Source organism: Streptococcus equinus, assembly GCF_049393805.1.
Lineage (GTDB): Bacteria > Bacillota > Bacilli > Lactobacillales > Streptococcaceae > Streptococcus > Streptococcus equinus.
Genome location: NZ_CP185763.1, coordinates 273,652 through 288,221, shown reverse-complemented (window position 1 = coordinate 288,221; position 14,570 = coordinate 273,652). Strand labels below are relative to the sequence as shown.

Annotated in this window: 17 protein-coding genes; all 17 read left to right on the top strand. The window is 35.9% G+C overall.

Annotated features, from left to right (window positions below):
• The first annotated feature begins 50 nt into the window (after positions 1 to 50).
• A complete protein-coding gene (locus ACN0NP_RS01395) occupies positions 51 to 815 on the top strand; it encodes an alpha/beta fold hydrolase (protein WP_423217410.1) in 765 nt (254 codons plus the stop codon).
• 47 nt (positions 816 to 862) lie between these two features.
• Positions 863 to 1,546 carry a response regulator transcription factor gene (locus ACN0NP_RS01390; protein WP_024343836.1) on the top strand — a complete coding sequence of 228 codons (684 nt, stop codon included), beginning with the start codon at positions 863 to 865 and terminating at the stop codon, positions 1,544 to 1,546.
• Positions 1,539 to 2,879: a sensor histidine kinase gene (locus ACN0NP_RS01385; RefSeq protein ID WP_423217409.1), complete on the top strand. Its 1,341-nt coding sequence runs from the start codon at positions 1,539 to 1,541 to the stop codon at positions 2,877 to 2,879. Before ACN0NP_RS01390 ends, ACN0NP_RS01385 begins: the two co-directional genes overlap by 8 nt.
• A gap of 85 nt (positions 2,880 to 2,964) precedes the next feature.
• Complete coding sequence (locus ACN0NP_RS01380) at positions 2,965 to 3,657, top strand: ABC transporter ATP-binding protein (RefSeq protein WP_423217408.1); 693 nt, start codon at positions 2,965 to 2,967, stop codon at positions 3,655 to 3,657.
• Position 3,658: 1 nt separating this feature from the next.
• Complete coding sequence (locus tag ACN0NP_RS01375; protein WP_423217407.1) at positions 3,659 to 4,393, top strand: lantibiotic ABC transporter permease; 735 nt, start codon at positions 3,659 to 3,661, stop codon at positions 4,391 to 4,393.
• Positions 4,374 to 5,030 carry an ABC transporter permease gene (locus tag ACN0NP_RS01370; RefSeq protein ID WP_423217406.1) on the top strand — a complete coding sequence of 219 codons (657 nt, stop codon included), beginning with the start codon at positions 4,374 to 4,376 and terminating at the stop codon, positions 5,028 to 5,030. The genes ACN0NP_RS01375 and ACN0NP_RS01370 overlap by 20 nt, the downstream gene beginning before the upstream one ends.
• A 142-nt stretch (positions 5,031 to 5,172) precedes the next feature.
• Positions 5,173 to 5,931: a GNAT family N-acetyltransferase gene (locus ACN0NP_RS01365; protein ID WP_423217405.1), complete on the top strand. Its 759-nt coding sequence runs from the start codon at positions 5,173 to 5,175 to the stop codon at positions 5,929 to 5,931.
• A gap of 56 nt (positions 5,932 to 5,987) precedes the next feature.
• Positions 5,988 to 6,164, top strand: coding sequence for a hypothetical protein (locus tag ACN0NP_RS01360; protein WP_420543343.1), 177 nt, complete (start codon positions 5,988 to 5,990; stop codon positions 6,162 to 6,164).
• 118 nt (positions 6,165 to 6,282) lie between these two features.
• Positions 6,283 to 7,203 carry an NAD-dependent epimerase/dehydratase family protein gene (locus ACN0NP_RS01355; RefSeq protein WP_423217404.1) on the top strand — a complete coding sequence of 307 codons (921 nt, stop codon included), beginning with the start codon at positions 6,283 to 6,285 and terminating at the stop codon, positions 7,201 to 7,203.
• 38 nt (positions 7,204 to 7,241) lie between these two features.
• Entirely contained in the window at positions 7,242 to 7,649 is a 408-nt protein-coding gene (locus ACN0NP_RS01350; protein WP_423217403.1) for a GNAT family N-acetyltransferase, read from the top strand.
• Between the two features lie 32 nt (positions 7,650 to 7,681).
• The gene (locus ACN0NP_RS01345; protein WP_423217402.1) at positions 7,682 to 8,131 is read left to right on the top strand and encodes a GNAT family N-acetyltransferase; all 450 of its coding nucleotides are present in this window, start codon (positions 7,682 to 7,684) and stop codon (positions 8,129 to 8,131) included.
• 68 nt (positions 8,132 to 8,199) lie between these two features.
• Complete coding sequence (locus ACN0NP_RS01340) at positions 8,200 to 8,511, top strand: cupin domain-containing protein (protein ID WP_009854512.1); 312 nt, start codon at positions 8,200 to 8,202, stop codon at positions 8,509 to 8,511.
• 120 nt (positions 8,512 to 8,631) lie between these two features.
• Positions 8,632 to 9,096 (top strand): nucleoside deaminase, encoded by a 465-nt coding sequence (locus ACN0NP_RS01335; RefSeq protein ID WP_423217401.1) that lies wholly within the window; start codon positions 8,632 to 8,634, stop codon positions 9,094 to 9,096.
• 117 nt (positions 9,097 to 9,213) lie between these two features.
• Positions 9,214 to 9,978 (top strand): alpha/beta fold hydrolase, encoded by a 765-nt coding sequence (locus tag ACN0NP_RS01330; RefSeq protein WP_423217400.1) that lies wholly within the window; start codon positions 9,214 to 9,216, stop codon positions 9,976 to 9,978.
• A gap of 28 nt (positions 9,979 to 10,006) precedes the next feature.
• Positions 10,007 to 10,408: an ASCH domain-containing protein gene (locus ACN0NP_RS01325; RefSeq protein ID WP_423217399.1), complete on the top strand. Its 402-nt coding sequence runs from the start codon at positions 10,007 to 10,009 to the stop codon at positions 10,406 to 10,408.
• Between the two features lie 310 nt (positions 10,409 to 10,718).
• The gene (locus tag ACN0NP_RS01320) at positions 10,719 to 12,374 is read left to right on the top strand and encodes a SulP family inorganic anion transporter (protein ID WP_423217398.1); all 1,656 of its coding nucleotides are present in this window, start codon (positions 10,719 to 10,721) and stop codon (positions 12,372 to 12,374) included.
• A 165-nt stretch (positions 12,375 to 12,539) separates the two neighbouring features.
• The gene (locus ACN0NP_RS01315) at positions 12,540 to 14,189 is read left to right on the top strand and encodes a peptide ABC transporter substrate-binding protein (protein WP_423217397.1); all 1,650 of its coding nucleotides are present in this window, start codon (positions 12,540 to 12,542) and stop codon (positions 14,187 to 14,189) included.
• Positions 14,190 to 14,570: the final 381 nt, after the last annotated feature.

Genomic DNA, 14,570 nt, shown 5'->3' with positions numbered 1-14,570 from the left:
TTACTAGGACTTTTGGTCTTTTTTGTTAGCATTTTGGGGAGGAGATTGTGATGAAAGTTGTTGAAGTTGGTCAAGAAAATCGAGACGTTATCGTGTTACTTCACGGCGGCGGTTTGTCCTGGTGGCAGTATCAATCTCAGATGGAGCTGCTGTGTAAAAATTATCATGTGGTCGTGCCGATTCTTGATGGGCATGCTGGTAGCAATGCTGATTTTGTCAGTATAGAAGCAAGTGCCAAGCAGCTGCTAGCTTACATCGATAAAGAATATGGTGGCTCGGTTTTGCTGATTGCTGGCTTGTCGCTTGGTGGTCAGATTCTTTTAGAAATGCTTGCTTTGCGAAAAGATATTTGTCAGTACGCTATTGTAGAAAGTGCTGTCATTATTCCAGATAAATTGACAGCAGGTTTGGTCGCTCTGCTATTTTCGATGAGTTTTCCTTTGATTAAGAAGAAGTGGTTTGCAAAGATGCAGTTTCGTTATCTTGGCATTCGAGCTGATTTGTTTGAACATTATTATGAGGACACGGTGAAACTTTCTAAGCAAAATTTGATTGCTTTTACAAAAGCAAGTAGCTTGTATCAAGTAAAGAAAAAATTGAAGAATTCGTTAGCGCGTGTTCGCATTATTGTAGGAGAAAAAGAAACTAAAAAGATGCATGCTTCAGCTAAAATGCTTCACGATATTTTGCCAGACAGCCATCTTGAAATCAAATCTGGTCTAGCTCACGGTCAGTATTCTATCAACCATCCAGACTTATACGTGAAAGAGCTTTTGGAAAATTTTGATTCAAGTACTGAACAAATTCTGAAATAATAATGGTAAACTATCATGAAAACTTGAGTGTTAATTAGGAGATATGAATGTATAAAATTTTAGTTGTAGATGATGATTTTGAGATTTTGAAATTGATGCGTACGATTTTGGAGATGAAAAATTACGATGTGACAACTTATCAGGGAATAACATTACCACTAAATAGTAAGGATTTTCAAGGCTTTGACTTGATTTTACTTGATGTTATGATGCCTGATATTGATGGCTTGCAAGTTTGCAGACAGATTCGTGACAAGGTGAGTGCGCCGATTATTTTTGTGAGTGCAAAAGATGAAGAAGATGATATTGTCACTGGTTTAAATCTTGGTGGGGACGATTATATTACAAAACCATTTAGTGTGAAGCAGCTGGTGGCTAAGGTTGCTGCGCATTTAAAACGTGAAGAACGCTTTAGACAAGCTGAATCTGATGAGAAAATTATCCGTGAACTGCTGCCGATTACATTTTACTTGCAGGAAAAAACAGTTTGTGTTAATGGCAATATTGTCCCGTTAACCAGCAGAGAATATGATTTGCTGGATTTGTTATCAGCTAATCGTAATAAAGTTTTTACGCGGGAAGATATTTATAGTCACATTTACGATGATGAGGCAGATGCGCTATTTCGCTCGATATCGGAGTATGTTTATCAGATAAGGGTGAAATTTTCTGCATATGATATTAATCCGATTAAGACTGTAAGGGGAATGGGATATAAATGGTATGACTAAACAGTATTCAATCAAAAGAAGAGTTTTACGTTGCGTTTCTGAGATAGTGATTGGAACGGTGCTTAATGTTTTTGTGCTCTTTTTACTCAGCTATGTTTTAGCGATGACTGGTCAGCTAAATAGTTACGGTTCTGATTTTAAAGTTGATATTAAAGATAGTGCCTCTGCTGAGAAGATTGCTAAGCGGTTAAACCAAACGACTTTTGATTATATATTATTTGAAAAGTCTTCTGGAAAAATCAGCTCAGGTAAGTATCAGAGAGAAGATTATGGCTGTTATAGAGCTGCCTTTAATCATGCTAGGTCTGAGGATTTTGGAACGATTCGCTATGCAAAATTCAGTAATTCAAACTATGTGCTTATCGTTAGATGTCCGACTTTGCCTGAATTTGTTAACCCTAGGTTGAGGCATTTATCGTTTAACAGTTTTTCATATTTGTTTTTCTTGATACTAGAGCTCATTTTAGTCATTTGGTCAGTTTCAAGGCTCTTAAAGGAATTCACTAAAAATTTTCGATTAATTCAAGAGATCTCTATGAATATGGGACAGCCTGAAGTAGCAATCAAACATTCTCAGACTGAAATGACAGAGTTCAATGACATTTTATCAATGCTTTACCAGAAAGATGCGGAGCTAGTTTCTTTGCTTCAGGCAGAGCGAAAAGCAAAGAAAGATTTGTCCTTTCAAGTGGCAGCTTTGGCTCACGATATCAAGACTCCTTTGACAGTTTTAAAGGGAAATTTGGAGTTGCTTGAAATGACTGGCTTAACAAAAGGACAGTTAGAATTCCTGACTTCAGCTAATAACAGTATCCAAACTTTTGAGAAATATTTTAATGACATGATTCATTATTCTCGCTTACTAGTGGAAGAAAAAAAATATCAGGAAGAGCTTTGCTTATCAGAATTTTTAGAAGAACTGACTACCGAAGCAAAGGCAATCATGGATGCGCAAGGAGCTGAATTTAGTGTAATTAAGCGCGTGAACTCTGAATTTTTCAAAGGAAATCAACTTAATTTAAGTCGTGCGCTGATTAACATCTTGTCAAATGCTGCTAGGTATAGTTCGGGTCATAAAAAAGTAACACTCTCAGTGATTGAGAAGGAAGATTTTCTGACTTTTACCGTCTGGAATAATGGTCCTGCTTTTACAAAAGAAGCTTTAGAGAGCGCAGATAATCTTTTTTACACAGAAAATAAAGGCAGAAGTAACAAGCATTATGGCATTGGTCTGTCATTTGCACAAGCAGTCGCTAAAAAGCACCACGGAAAACTTGTATTACAAAATCCCCCAACGGGTGGAGCGACAGTTAGTTTATCTATCAAAAAATAGCATCTTTTTTAGGTGCTATTTTCTTTTTCTGAACAAATCCTGAAAAAGTCTCGGTATAGTTAATCTATAAAAAGGAGGTAGCATTATGGGTGTTCAAGTTAAAAATTTGAAAAAATCCTTTAAAGATAAAGAGATATTAAAAGGTATTTCATTTGAAATTGAAAAAGGAAGTGTCTGTGGCTTGCTTGGTGTTAATGGAGCTGGTAAATCAACCATTATGAAAATCATTTTTGGTTTAGAAGAAGCTGACAGCGGTGCAGTTATTTTTAATGGTGAAAAGATTAGTGAGAAATCTAGTTCAGATTTTAACATCGGTGCTCTTATCGAATCACCAGCGATTTATATGAACTTGTCAGCTTTTGATAATCTAAAAACACGCGCACTCTTATATGATATTTCTGACGTTCGAATCAAAGAAGTGCTGAAGTTGATTGGATTATCTCATACAGGTAAGAAAAAAGCTGGGCACTTCTCATTAGGAATGAAACAGCGCTTGGGTCTTGGTATGGCTATGATAACAAATCCTGATTTGTTGATTTTGGATGAGCCAACAAATGGTTTAGACCCAGATGGAATTAAGGAATTATTGGATTTGATTTCTCATTTGAAAAATACTGGCATGACCATTCTTCTATCAAGTCATCAACTCCACGAAGTTAGTAAAGTTGCTGACCACATTGTCATTTTACATGATGGCGAAATTTTCTATGATGAAGCTAATACTCACGATGATGATTTGGAAAAATTATTCTTTAAAATCGTTCATGGAGGTGCTTAGGATGAAAAAAATATTGAAATCAGAATGGTTAAAGCAAAAGTCGAGTTCAGATAAAAAATTATTGTTCTTTGTGCCTTTTTTGACGATTTTTATCGCAGTATTGCTTTCTGGTTACAGTCTTTTAGAAAGTTTTTCGGTTTATTGGTGGGAAGCTATCTTTTTGTACACTTTAATCGGATTGTTGTTTCTTTATGACTATAAAGCAGAAGAAAAAGCAGGGCATTTTCAAAATATTCATCTAGGAAAAGAAACGTTCAAGATTTATCTCGCTAAGCTGATTTTAAAAGTAAAAGATATTTTTGTGGCAACGGTAATATTTACTTTGATTTTCTATCTTGTTTCGCTTTTATTTTCAGGAGTGATGTCGGTGAATATCGGCAAGGATTTTCTTTGTCTGATTTTGATTATGTTAGCTTCTATCTGGAACCTTTCGTTTCTTTATTTCTTGTCAAAATGGTTGAGCCCTTATCTTTTATTAGCAGGAAATTCATTGATTTGCCTATTGGTTGCGCCTTTTTTAGCACAAGCACCAATTTGGTATGTTTTTCCTTATACTTACCATTATAAAATTGCTTATGGCATGATGCGATTAAAACCGTCAGGTGATTTAGATGTTGCAGGAGTGGTTGATGTTCAGCTGATTGTTACTTCGCTTGCATTATCAGTCTTGATGTGTTTGCTATTTATATTTTTACTGAAATGGAGGGAAAATAGCAATGAATTATCTAAAAAGTGAGTTGCTAAAATGGAAAAATTCCTATGCCTGTTACTTAATATTAGTCCTTTCAGTTTTACAATTAGCGACAATTTTGCCGTATGTTTTGCTTGTTAATAACCCGACTATACTGGAAAATCTTGTTTTCATATACATGCTTGGCTATTGCATTGTGATGAGTGTTGTGTCCCTTTTGCTACATGAGCAAGAAATGGATGCCAATCATTTTCAAAACATCAGAAGCGAAAAACATAAACTGACCATTTGGACAATGAAGCTTGTGGCTGCTGATTTGGTAGTGATGGTTCCCACGTTTTTACTTTGGTTAGCCGTTGGTATTGAGCTTGATAATGTTTCTTATTTTGCTTATGTTGCTATAATCACATGCTTACTGCTAGTTATGCTTAATCATTTTCATATGTTTTTGAGTCTATTTATGGGAAAAGGTGGCAATTTACTGATTGCGTTTGTCGAATGTTTGTTTATCGTTTTTGCGACAAACAAAACTTTTCTAAACGTGCTTTGGATGCCAATTGCACTTCCGGTTAACTTAATTTTTGAATTTGAACTTTCAAGTTTTCTAGTCTTATTAGGTTACGTTATCCTATTTTATCTTGGAAGTTTAGTAATGGTTAGTAGAATGAAACATGTAAAATAACCCAGACAATCTATTTTTGTCTGGGTTTTATTTGTCAAAATTCCGTAAAAATCAAGTGAGTTCAGTTTTCTTTTGAAAGATTATAGTGTTTTTGATACAATGAAAATAACAATGATAGCGTTTTCTTTAGGGAGGTATTAGCGTGGAATACATCCAAGTAACAAAAGAAAATTTAGAAGAAGAGCATATTTGCTGTGCCCTTTCAAATAACAAAGATGCGCAAGTTTCGTCTAAAAAAGCTTGGCTTTCTGAGCGTTTTGATGATGGACTGGTGTTTTTAAAAAGTATCGAGCGTGGCAAGTGTTTTATCGAGTATATTCCTGCTGAAAATGCCTGGAATCCGATTGAAGCTAAAGATTACATGTATATTGATTGTCTTTGGGTTTCGGGGAGTTTTAAAGGACATGGCTATTCGAATGATTTGCTTGAGACTTGCATCGCTGACAGTAAGTCTAAGGAAAAGAAGGGTTTGTGCATTTTAGCAGCTGCTAAGAAGAAGCCATTTCTTGCCGACCCAAAGTATCTAAAACACAAAGGCTTTAAGGTGGCTGATGAGGCTGATAATGGTATTCAACTTTGGTACTTGCCATTTGATGATGATGCTGTTGTGCCAAGTTTTAAAGACTGTGCCAAACACCCTCAGGTAGAAGAAAAAGGTTACGTTTTATATTACACGAGCCAGTGCCCGTTTAATGCAAAGTACGTTCCAATATTAGAAGAAACTGCTAAAGAGCACGGAATTGCTTTTAAGGCTATCCATCTTACTAGCAAGGAAGAAGCAAGGTCGGCACCGACACCGATTACAACTTATGCGCTTTTTTATAATGGTGATTACGTGACAAATGAGCAAATGAATGACAAAAAATTTTTAAAACTAGTTTCGAGATTGGAGGATAAGTAAGCAAAATTTTTAAATGATTAGGGGATAATAGCTTTTAAATTTAGGAGGAGAGTATTATGAATAGAGAACGTGGAGTTGCAGTTGCAATGTGTATTGGTGTCCTTATCGGAGCTGGGATTGGTGTCTTAACACACAGTATCGGCTTGTGGACGTCACTTGGGATAGCTTTCGGACTTATTGCTGGTCTTTTGTTAAGTAAAGACGATGATGATAGCGATAATGAATTTGACTAATTTTTATGGGGAAAATAAAAGGATTAGCACTGAAAGCAGTAGTTCTTTGTAACTGCTGTTTTTTTGTGTTACAATGCAGGTATCATAATATTCTGATAATTAGAAGGAGGTTTCTAGGATGAAAACAGTACTTGTAACGGGTGGCACAGTTTTTGTTAGTAAATATACAGCGGCTTATTTTGATAAAAAAGGCTATGACGTCTATGTGCTTAATCGAAATACCAAGACACAAGTTGAAGGCGTGACTGTGATTCAAGCTGATAGACACGATTTAGGCAATCGACTGAAAAATCTTCATTTTGATGTCGTTCTAGATGTGACAGCTTATAACGCTAATGACATTTCTTGTTTAGTAGAAGCAATAGGCTCATTTGAAACATATATCATGATTAGTTCAAGTTCTGTTTATCCAGATGATGGCGCGCAGCCATTTTTAGAAACATCTCAACTTGGTGAAAATAAATTCTGGGGCCAGTATGGTCTAGATAAGATTGCAGCAGAAAAACGTTTGCTTGAGCTGGTTCCAGAAGCTTATATTTTACGTCCACCATATCTCTACGGACCGATGAATAATGTTTATCGAGAAGCTTTTGTCTTTGATTGTGCTAAGGATGATTTGCCTTTTTATCTACCACGTCACGGTGAATTAAAATTACAATTCTTTTATATTAAGGATTTGTGCCGCATGATGGAAGCTATTATCGAAAAGCGACCCAAAGAACACCTCTATAATGTTGGAAATACTGAAGTTATAAGTACTCGCCAGTGGGTGAAGCTCTGCTATGCTTGCAGCAATAAAATTCCAGAATTCATCGAAGTCTTTGATGAGGTCAATCAGCGCAATTACTTCAGTTTTTACGACTATGAGTTCTTTTTAGATGTTAAAAGGCAAGAGAAATTATTACCAGAGCTAACACCTCTAGAAATTGGCTTAAAAGAATCCTACACATGGTATGAAAACCACGTCTTCGATGTCAAAAAGAAACCATTTTTTGATTATATTGAAAAACATTTGAAGAATACCGAGCGTGATAACTAACACAGAAGACTTAGCTGAATAAAGAAAGAGGTTGTATTATGGCGGCTATTGAATACAAAGCAATTCATGACTTTAAGTGCAGTGATTTGGAGCGTTTATTTCTTTCAGTAGAATGGTCATCAGGGCATTATCCTGAAAAGCTTGTTTTGGCCATGCAGAATTTTAAAACCGTTTATTCGGCTTGGGATGGGGATAAATTAATAGGGATGATTTGTGTCATGGATGATGGGGTGATGAATGCCTATATTCACTATTTACTTGTTGATCCAGACTATCAAGGACATGCTATCGGTAGAAAATTGGTTCAGATGGTAAAGGAAAAATATAAATCTTTCATGCGGATTGCAGTGATTGGATATAATAAAGAAATTAACTTTTATGAAAACTGTGGTTTTGTTAAAAGTGAAGATTGCTCACCGCTTTTTATCACATCCTTATGGACTTAGTTTTTAGTATTAATGATTGAAAAGGAGAAAATATGATTAGAAAAGCGAGAAAAGAGGATATTTCACGAATTGCGGAAATACTTGTCTTTGTAAAAAGAATAAAATTCCGTCCGATTTTTCAAGATGATGACTTTTCATTTGGTGAGCTACAAGTGATTTCAGTTGCGAAGCAATACATTGACGAAGGCATTATTGACAATATTTTGGTTTATGATGACGGGATTGTCAAAGGCTTCATTCGTGTAGAGGGAAATGAAATTGTCGAACTATATGTTGACTACTTTTTCCAAAATCAGAGCATTGGCTCTGCCTTGATTGAATACGCTAAGGCACATTATCCGATTACATTTTTGTGGGCAATTGAAAAAAATCAAGATGCCATTCGTTTTTACGAGGCACATGGCTTTCACTTAACCGACACAAAGAAATTTGAAGAAGGAACAACAGAATATCTTGTCATGCTAACAAGAAAGGAATCGTAGAGGTATTTGTTGAAAGTATCATTTTTTAACGTCACTAAGGATTTAATTTTATAAAATGGAGATAGAAAATGAAAAAAGATTTTATGACACCACCAGAGCACGTGAATTTTGAAGCTAAGAAATTATTTGACAATGTTGGTGAAATTATTGATGGTTCAATTGCTTATATTAACCTAAAGGGTGGTGGTCCGATAAAGCAGCATACTCATGAACATAATCATCTTTTCATTGTGACAAAGGGTGAGGCTAAAGTGTTGCTTGATAAAGAAGAAATCATTATCCGAGAAAACGAAGCTTTTTTGGTTGAAGGGAAAATTCCTCATTCGGTTTGGAGTAATCAAGACGAAGAAACGGTTATGATTGGCATTTCGGTCAAATAACGGTTAATAATTTCAAGCTAGTTATTTTTATAAAATTTTAAACTATTTATCTAATCACCTTGTAAATTGTCTAAAATTGGGATTTTTTGCTATATTAGTAGTGAAAGGAGCGTGTTTGAAATGCTTGAAGATTACATGCAAAAAGCTGTTGAAGAGGCTTACGAAGGGATTAAAAAAGGAGATGGTGGCCCCTTTGGTGCGGTTATCGTAAAAAATGGCAAGATCATTGCTAGTGGGCACAATATGGTCCTAGCTCACCACGATCCAACGGCACATGGAGAAGTAACGGCAATCAGAGCAGCAGGTCAAATGCTTGGCACGCATGATTTGTCAGGAACAACTTTGTTTACAACTGGAGAGCCGTGTCCAATGTGTCTAGCAGCTTGTCTTTGGGCAAATATTGATAAAGTTTATTATGGTTGTACAATTGCTGATAATGCCATGATTGGTTTTCGTGACCAACACTTTGATGAGCTCATGGGAGGACGAAAAAATCTCCCTGAAGATTATCTTGTTCAGCTTGGTCATGATGATTGTTTGAAAGTCTTTAAAGATTATCAAAACATGCAACATAATCTCTACTAAGAAATTGTAGATAAGTTAAATCGACTGTAGCACAAGTTGTTACAGCTTTTTTTCTTGATAAAGTGATATAATGCTAGGGAGTCGATGTCAATTTAGAAGGTGAGTGTAAGTTTAGTCATGTTATGTCATGAGTTTGGTGACCCTTCAAAACCAATTATAATGCTCTTTCCAGGAACGATGTGTCACTGGAAAGCGAATTTTGAGAAAGTGATTCCACGATTGCTGTCAGATTTTTTTGTCCTTGTTGTTTCGTATACAGGATTTGATGGTGAGGATAGGGAGGATTTTCAATCAATTTTGTCTGAGGTTCAACAGATTGAAGAGATGATTCAGCAAAATTATCAAGGAAAAATTTTTGCAGCCTATGGCTCATCACTTGGTGGAACGCTTGTCGCACAGCTTGTGGCACGAAAGAAAGTGATAATGTCAAAAGCAATCATTGGTAGCTCGGATTTTGACCAAGAGAATCATCTATTAGCCTTTTTAAAGGGAAAATTGCTAGTAATGCTAATGCATCCTTTTTTGAAAAATGGGTATTTTGTTCCAAAATGTGTGCAAAGTTATTTTCAAAAAGAGTCTTCTAAAGATTCTTATGTGAGGAACATTTTTTCTTTCATGACTGGTTTGACATTTGTCAGTAAACAATCACTTTTCAATCAATTCTATTCAGATTTAATCACGCCTTTATCTAATATGATTGAAAATGATGAGACTGAGGTGCATATTTTTTATGCGGAAAAAATGGGCGAGAAGTATTTAGAACGCTATAAAAAACATTTCAAAAATCCTATTATTCATAGACAAAATTATCGTCACGAAGAACTTTTGGCATCATATCCTGAAACATGGTATCAATCTGTGATGGCAATTTGTAACATTTAATAAAAATAAGAGAGAAAAGGAAAAGTAAATGAACATCGAAAATCTTGAAAAATGGCATTTCGAGCTGACCGAGAAAGCTTGTAATAGTTTGCTTGACTTGGTTTTAAAAGGTCAGAAAAGAGCGACGTCAAGCAGCTTAGCAGCCTTTGAACTTGGTGATGAAACTATGCCAAAAAAAGGAGAGTTAAGTGTCATTACTGATTGGGATGGTAATCCTCGTTGTGTGGTGAGAACAAAGAAATTGCACATCCTTCCTTATGAAGAAATCACTTATGACCTTGCTAAGCTTGAAGGCGAAGATGAGACATTAGACTCTTGGAAAAGAAGCCACGAGCGTTTCTTTACTCGTGAGGGAGAGATGCTTGGGTATCACTTTTCACCACAAATGTCAGTTGTCTTTGAAGAGTTTGAAGCTGTAGAGGTTTTGTGAAAATAGCTATTTGAATAATTTTAATATCTGAGGTGAAAATCTCAGATATTTTTTATGAAAAAATCAGAATTTTTCCTACTGACAGTTTTTGATTATCTTAGATAAGCGTATATCGACGTGTAGCGCTTACATTTTAGGTGATTAGTGTTTTTTGGTCAAAATTTTAAACAAAAGCCCTTAGAGGAGCAAAAAAGGGGCAAATATTGCAAATTTTTATGGTAATATCCCTAGAATTCTAACTTTTGGTGTGATAAAATGGTAACGTCAGTTCTCGTAAGCGTCTGAGAACAAATAAAAGTAGGAGGAAAAGATGGACGCTTTTAAATATATTAAGCCAAAACTGTTTAGTACTCTTAAAAATTATTCGGGTGCGCAGTTTGCAAAAGACCTTGTTGCGGGGATTATTGTGGCAATCATTGCCTTACCATTGTCAATTGCCTTAGCGATTGCATCAGGTGTTAATCCAGAACAAGGTCTTTATACTGCCGTTGTCGCAGGTTTTTTTATTTCATTTTTAGGTGGTAGTCGTGTCCAAATCGGTGGACCAACTGCAGCATTTGTTGTTATTATCTACGGTATCATTGCTCAATATGGTATGGCAGGTCTTACTATTGCAACATTCTTAGCTGGTATCATGATGATTATCATGGGGCTTCTTCGTTTTGGAGACTTGATTAAATTCATCCCTAAAACAATCACGGTTGGGTTCACATTAGGTATCGCTATCGGAATCTTTGTTGGTCAATTAAAAGATTTCTTCGGACTAAGTATGGGGGCTGTTCCAGCTGAATTTATCGAGAAAATGGTAGCTTATGCTCAACACATCAATACAATCAACTGGCCAACACTTTTGATTGGTATGATCGCTTTGCTTATCCAAATCTTCTGGCCACGTGTTTCTCAAAAAATCCCAGGTTCTCTTGTTGCTATTATCGTAACAACGGCTCTTGTTGGATTTGGTCACATGTCAGTTAAAACAATTGGTGACTTGTATACTATCAAAGCTGGTTTGCCAACATTTACAATGCCTGAATTGTCATTTGGTCTTGTTCGTCAAATGATTTCACCAGCCTTTACAATTGCAATCTTGGCATCTATCGAATCACTTCTTTCATGTGTGGTTTCAGATGGTATGATTGGTAGTCACCATCGTTCAAATGCTGAATTGGTCGGACAAGGTGTTGGTAACATGATGTCTGCTCTATTTGGTGGTATCCCTGCTACAGGTGCTATCGCTCGTACAGCAGCTAACGTTAAAAATGGTGGTCGTACACCAATCGCTGGTATGACTCACGCTGTGACATTGCTCTTGATCCTCTTGTTCTTGATGCCTTACGCATCACTTATCCCAATGAGCTGTCTTGCTTCAATCTTGATTATGGTTGCCTATAACATGAGTGGATGGCGTACATTTGTTCACATGCTTAAAAAAGCACCTAAGAGTGATATTGCTGTCTTGGTGATTACACTTGTGTTGACAGTCTTCTTTGACCTTGTTGTAGCCATCGAATTTGGTATGGTTTTGGCTGCCTTCTTATTCCTTAAACGTATGTCAGACGTTGCCGCAGTTCGTCAATGGGTTGATAAAGATAGCCTTGATGATGCTGAACTTTCAGAAAACACTGATTTGAAACATGTTCCAAGTAATACAGTTGTTTATGAAATCTTCGGTTCATTGTTCTTCGGTGCTGCAAATGACTTCCTTAACTTTAACCATGAAGAAGGTAAAAATGTCTTGATCCTTCGCATGCGTAATGTGCCTGCTATGGATATTTCAGGACTTGAAGCTCTTGAAGAAACACTTGAAATCTGTCAAAAACGTGGCATGACATTGATTTTATCTCACGTTAACAAACAACCTTACCGTGTAATGGAAAAAGCTGGCTTTGTTGAAAAAGTTGGTCAAGAAAACCTTTGTGAAAATATCGATGCCTCACTTAAACGTGCAGCAAGCCTAGCAGAATAGCAATATAAATAGATAACATCCAGCAGAATCTTCTGCTGGATTTTTTTGATTTTCCTGAAGAAAAAAACAATTTTTGTTAATTTTAAAATATTCTGTATTTTTAGAAAATAGTGTGCTATAATACCAAACATATCGAAAGAAAGTTTATGGTAGGAGGAAACTTTTATGGATAATAAGTCTACTTTGAAACGTGTTGGACTTGGAGCGGTAAGCTTGGTTTCAGTTGCTTTATTGGCTGCGTGTGGGGGCGGAAATAAAACTGCAGCTAATAAAAACGAGATTAATTGGTACACACCGACTGAGATTTTGACACTGGATATCTCAAAAAATACTGACCAATATTCTGCGCTAGCAATTGGGAACTCATCAAGTAACCTACTTCGTGTAGATAAAAAAGGTGAACCAAAACCAGATTTGGCAAAAAGTGTCGAAGTTTCTGAGGATGGTTTGACATATACAGCGACTTTGCGTGATGGTTTGAAATGGTCTGACGGTAGTGACTTGACTGCTGATGATTTTGTCTACACATGGCAACGTATGGTTGATCCAAAGACAGCTTCAGAATACGCTTATTTAGCTGTTGAATCACATCTTGAAAATGCTGATAAGATTAATACTGGTGAAATCTCTGATTTGAGTCAACTTGGTGTTAAAGCTGATGGTAATAAAATTACCTTTAAGCTTACAAGTCCATGCCCACAATTTAAGTACTATCTAGCCTTTTCTAACTTTATGCCACAGAAAAAAGCATTTGTTGAAAAAGAAGGCGACAAATATGCTACAACTTCTAAAGACCAAATCTATTCTGGGCCATATACTATCAAAGGCTGGAACGGAAGTGATGGCAGCTTTACTTTAGTTAAAAATAAATACTATTGGGATGCTAAGAACGTTAAGACTGAAAAAGTCAATCTTCAAGCAATCAAAAAAGCAGATACTGCCGTTCAAATGTACAAAAACGGTGAGCTTGATACCGCAAATATCTCAGCAACCTCATCAATCTATAAAGCAAACAAGAGCAACAAAGAAGCAGTTCCAGTTCCAGAAGCTCGAATGACTTACATCGTTTATAACGAAACGGGCTCAGTTGCCTCTCTTGCTAATGAAAAAATTCGTCAAGCACTTAACTTGGCAACAGACCGTCAAGGTGTCGTAGAAGCTGCTATTGATACTGGCTCAAAACCAGCGACAGCACTTGCAACACCAGGTCTTGCAAAATTAACTGATGGTACTGACCTTTCAAAATACGTTGAACCTGGTTATAAATACGATGAAAAAGAAGCAGCTAAATTATTCAAAGAAGGTCTTGCAGAACTTGGTACAGATTCAGTGAAATTGACAGTAACTGCAGATTCTGATGATGCTGTGACAAAAGCAGCTGTTGATTACATCAAACAAAGCTGGGAAGAAGCTCTTCCAGGATTGAAGATTGAAGAAAAATTTGTAACCTTTAAACAACGTCTTGAAGATACTAAAAATCAAAACTTTGAGGTTGCACTAGTTTCTTGGGGTGGAGATTATCCAGAAGGATCAACCTTCTATGGCTTGTTCTCATCAACTTCAGCATACAACTATGGTAAAGTATCTAGTGATGAATTTGATGCTGCTTATAACAAAGCACTCACAGAAGATGCTTTAGATACAGATGCTGCCGCAGAAGATTATAAGACTGCAGAAAAAGTTCTTTACGAAGGCGCACACTACAACCCAATCTTCTTCCGTAGTACAAAATGGCTTCAAAATCCATCTCTTAAAGGACTTGTTCGTAATTCAACTGGTTTGACAGTAGACTTTACTTACGCTTATAAAAATTAGAAATATGTTGAAAAAGGCAGGGTTTATGTAAAAGTATACCTTGCTTTTTTGATGATATTTATACCATTAAATGAAAATGTATGTAAAATGATGTCAGATTTTGTACAACGGCATAAAGTTTGATAAAGTCGATAGTTTGAGTGATAGAAGTTCTAATAGTAGCTAAAAATGAAAGATGTAAGACTACTTCAAATGTGACAAAGCGGATAGTATTTTTATAAAAAACAGACAATTCATCCTCTTGTTGTATAAAATTAAAAGAAAATGATATAAAGGTTAATCTAAAATATGTTTTTGAAATTTTAATTAATTTACAAATTTTCTGTATTTTTAGAAAATATTGTGTTATAATACTTTACATACCGAAAGAAAGTTATATGG

Excerpts from the sequence above, each read along its gene's own strand:
- ACN0NP_RS01395 (WP_423217410.1), top strand. The coding sequence starts at position 51 with ATGAAAGTTGTTGAAGTTGGTCAAGAAAATCGAGACGTTATCGTGTTA.
- ACN0NP_RS01390 (WP_024343836.1), top strand. The coding sequence starts at position 863 with ATGTATAAAATTTTAGTTGTAGATGATGATTTTGAGATTTTGAAATTG.
- ACN0NP_RS01385 (WP_423217409.1), top strand. The coding sequence starts at position 1,539 with ATGACTAAACAGTATTCAATCAAAAGAAGAGTTTTACGTTGCGTTTCT.
- ACN0NP_RS01380 (WP_423217408.1), top strand. The coding sequence starts at position 2,965 with ATGGGTGTTCAAGTTAAAAATTTGAAAAAATCCTTTAAAGATAAAGAG.
- ACN0NP_RS01375 (WP_423217407.1), top strand. The coding sequence starts at position 3,659 with ATGAAAAAAATATTGAAATCAGAATGGTTAAAGCAAAAGTCGAGTTCA.
- ACN0NP_RS01370 (WP_423217406.1), top strand. The coding sequence starts at position 4,374 with ATGAATTATCTAAAAAGTGAGTTGCTAAAATGGAAAAATTCCTATGCC.
- ACN0NP_RS01360 (WP_420543343.1), top strand. The coding sequence starts at position 5,988 with ATGAATAGAGAACGTGGAGTTGCAGTTGCAATGTGTATTGGTGTCCTT.
- ACN0NP_RS01355 (WP_423217404.1), top strand. The coding sequence starts at position 6,283 with ATGAAAACAGTACTTGTAACGGGTGGCACAGTTTTTGTTAGTAAATAT.
- ACN0NP_RS01350 (WP_423217403.1), top strand. The coding sequence starts at position 7,242 with ATGGCGGCTATTGAATACAAAGCAATTCATGACTTTAAGTGCAGTGAT.
- ACN0NP_RS01345 (WP_423217402.1), top strand. The coding sequence starts at position 7,682 with ATGATTAGAAAAGCGAGAAAAGAGGATATTTCACGAATTGCGGAAATA.
- ACN0NP_RS01340 (WP_009854512.1), top strand. The coding sequence starts at position 8,200 with ATGAAAAAAGATTTTATGACACCACCAGAGCACGTGAATTTTGAAGCT.
- ACN0NP_RS01335 (WP_423217401.1), top strand. The coding sequence starts at position 8,632 with ATGCTTGAAGATTACATGCAAAAAGCTGTTGAAGAGGCTTACGAAGGG.
- ACN0NP_RS01330 (WP_423217400.1), top strand. The coding sequence starts at position 9,214 with ATGTTATGTCATGAGTTTGGTGACCCTTCAAAACCAATTATAATGCTC.
- ACN0NP_RS01325 (WP_423217399.1), top strand. The coding sequence starts at position 10,007 with ATGAACATCGAAAATCTTGAAAAATGGCATTTCGAGCTGACCGAGAAA.
- ACN0NP_RS01320 (WP_423217398.1), top strand. The coding sequence starts at position 10,719 with ATGGACGCTTTTAAATATATTAAGCCAAAACTGTTTAGTACTCTTAAA.
- ACN0NP_RS01315 (WP_423217397.1), top strand. The coding sequence starts at position 12,540 with ATGGATAATAAGTCTACTTTGAAACGTGTTGGACTTGGAGCGGTAAGC.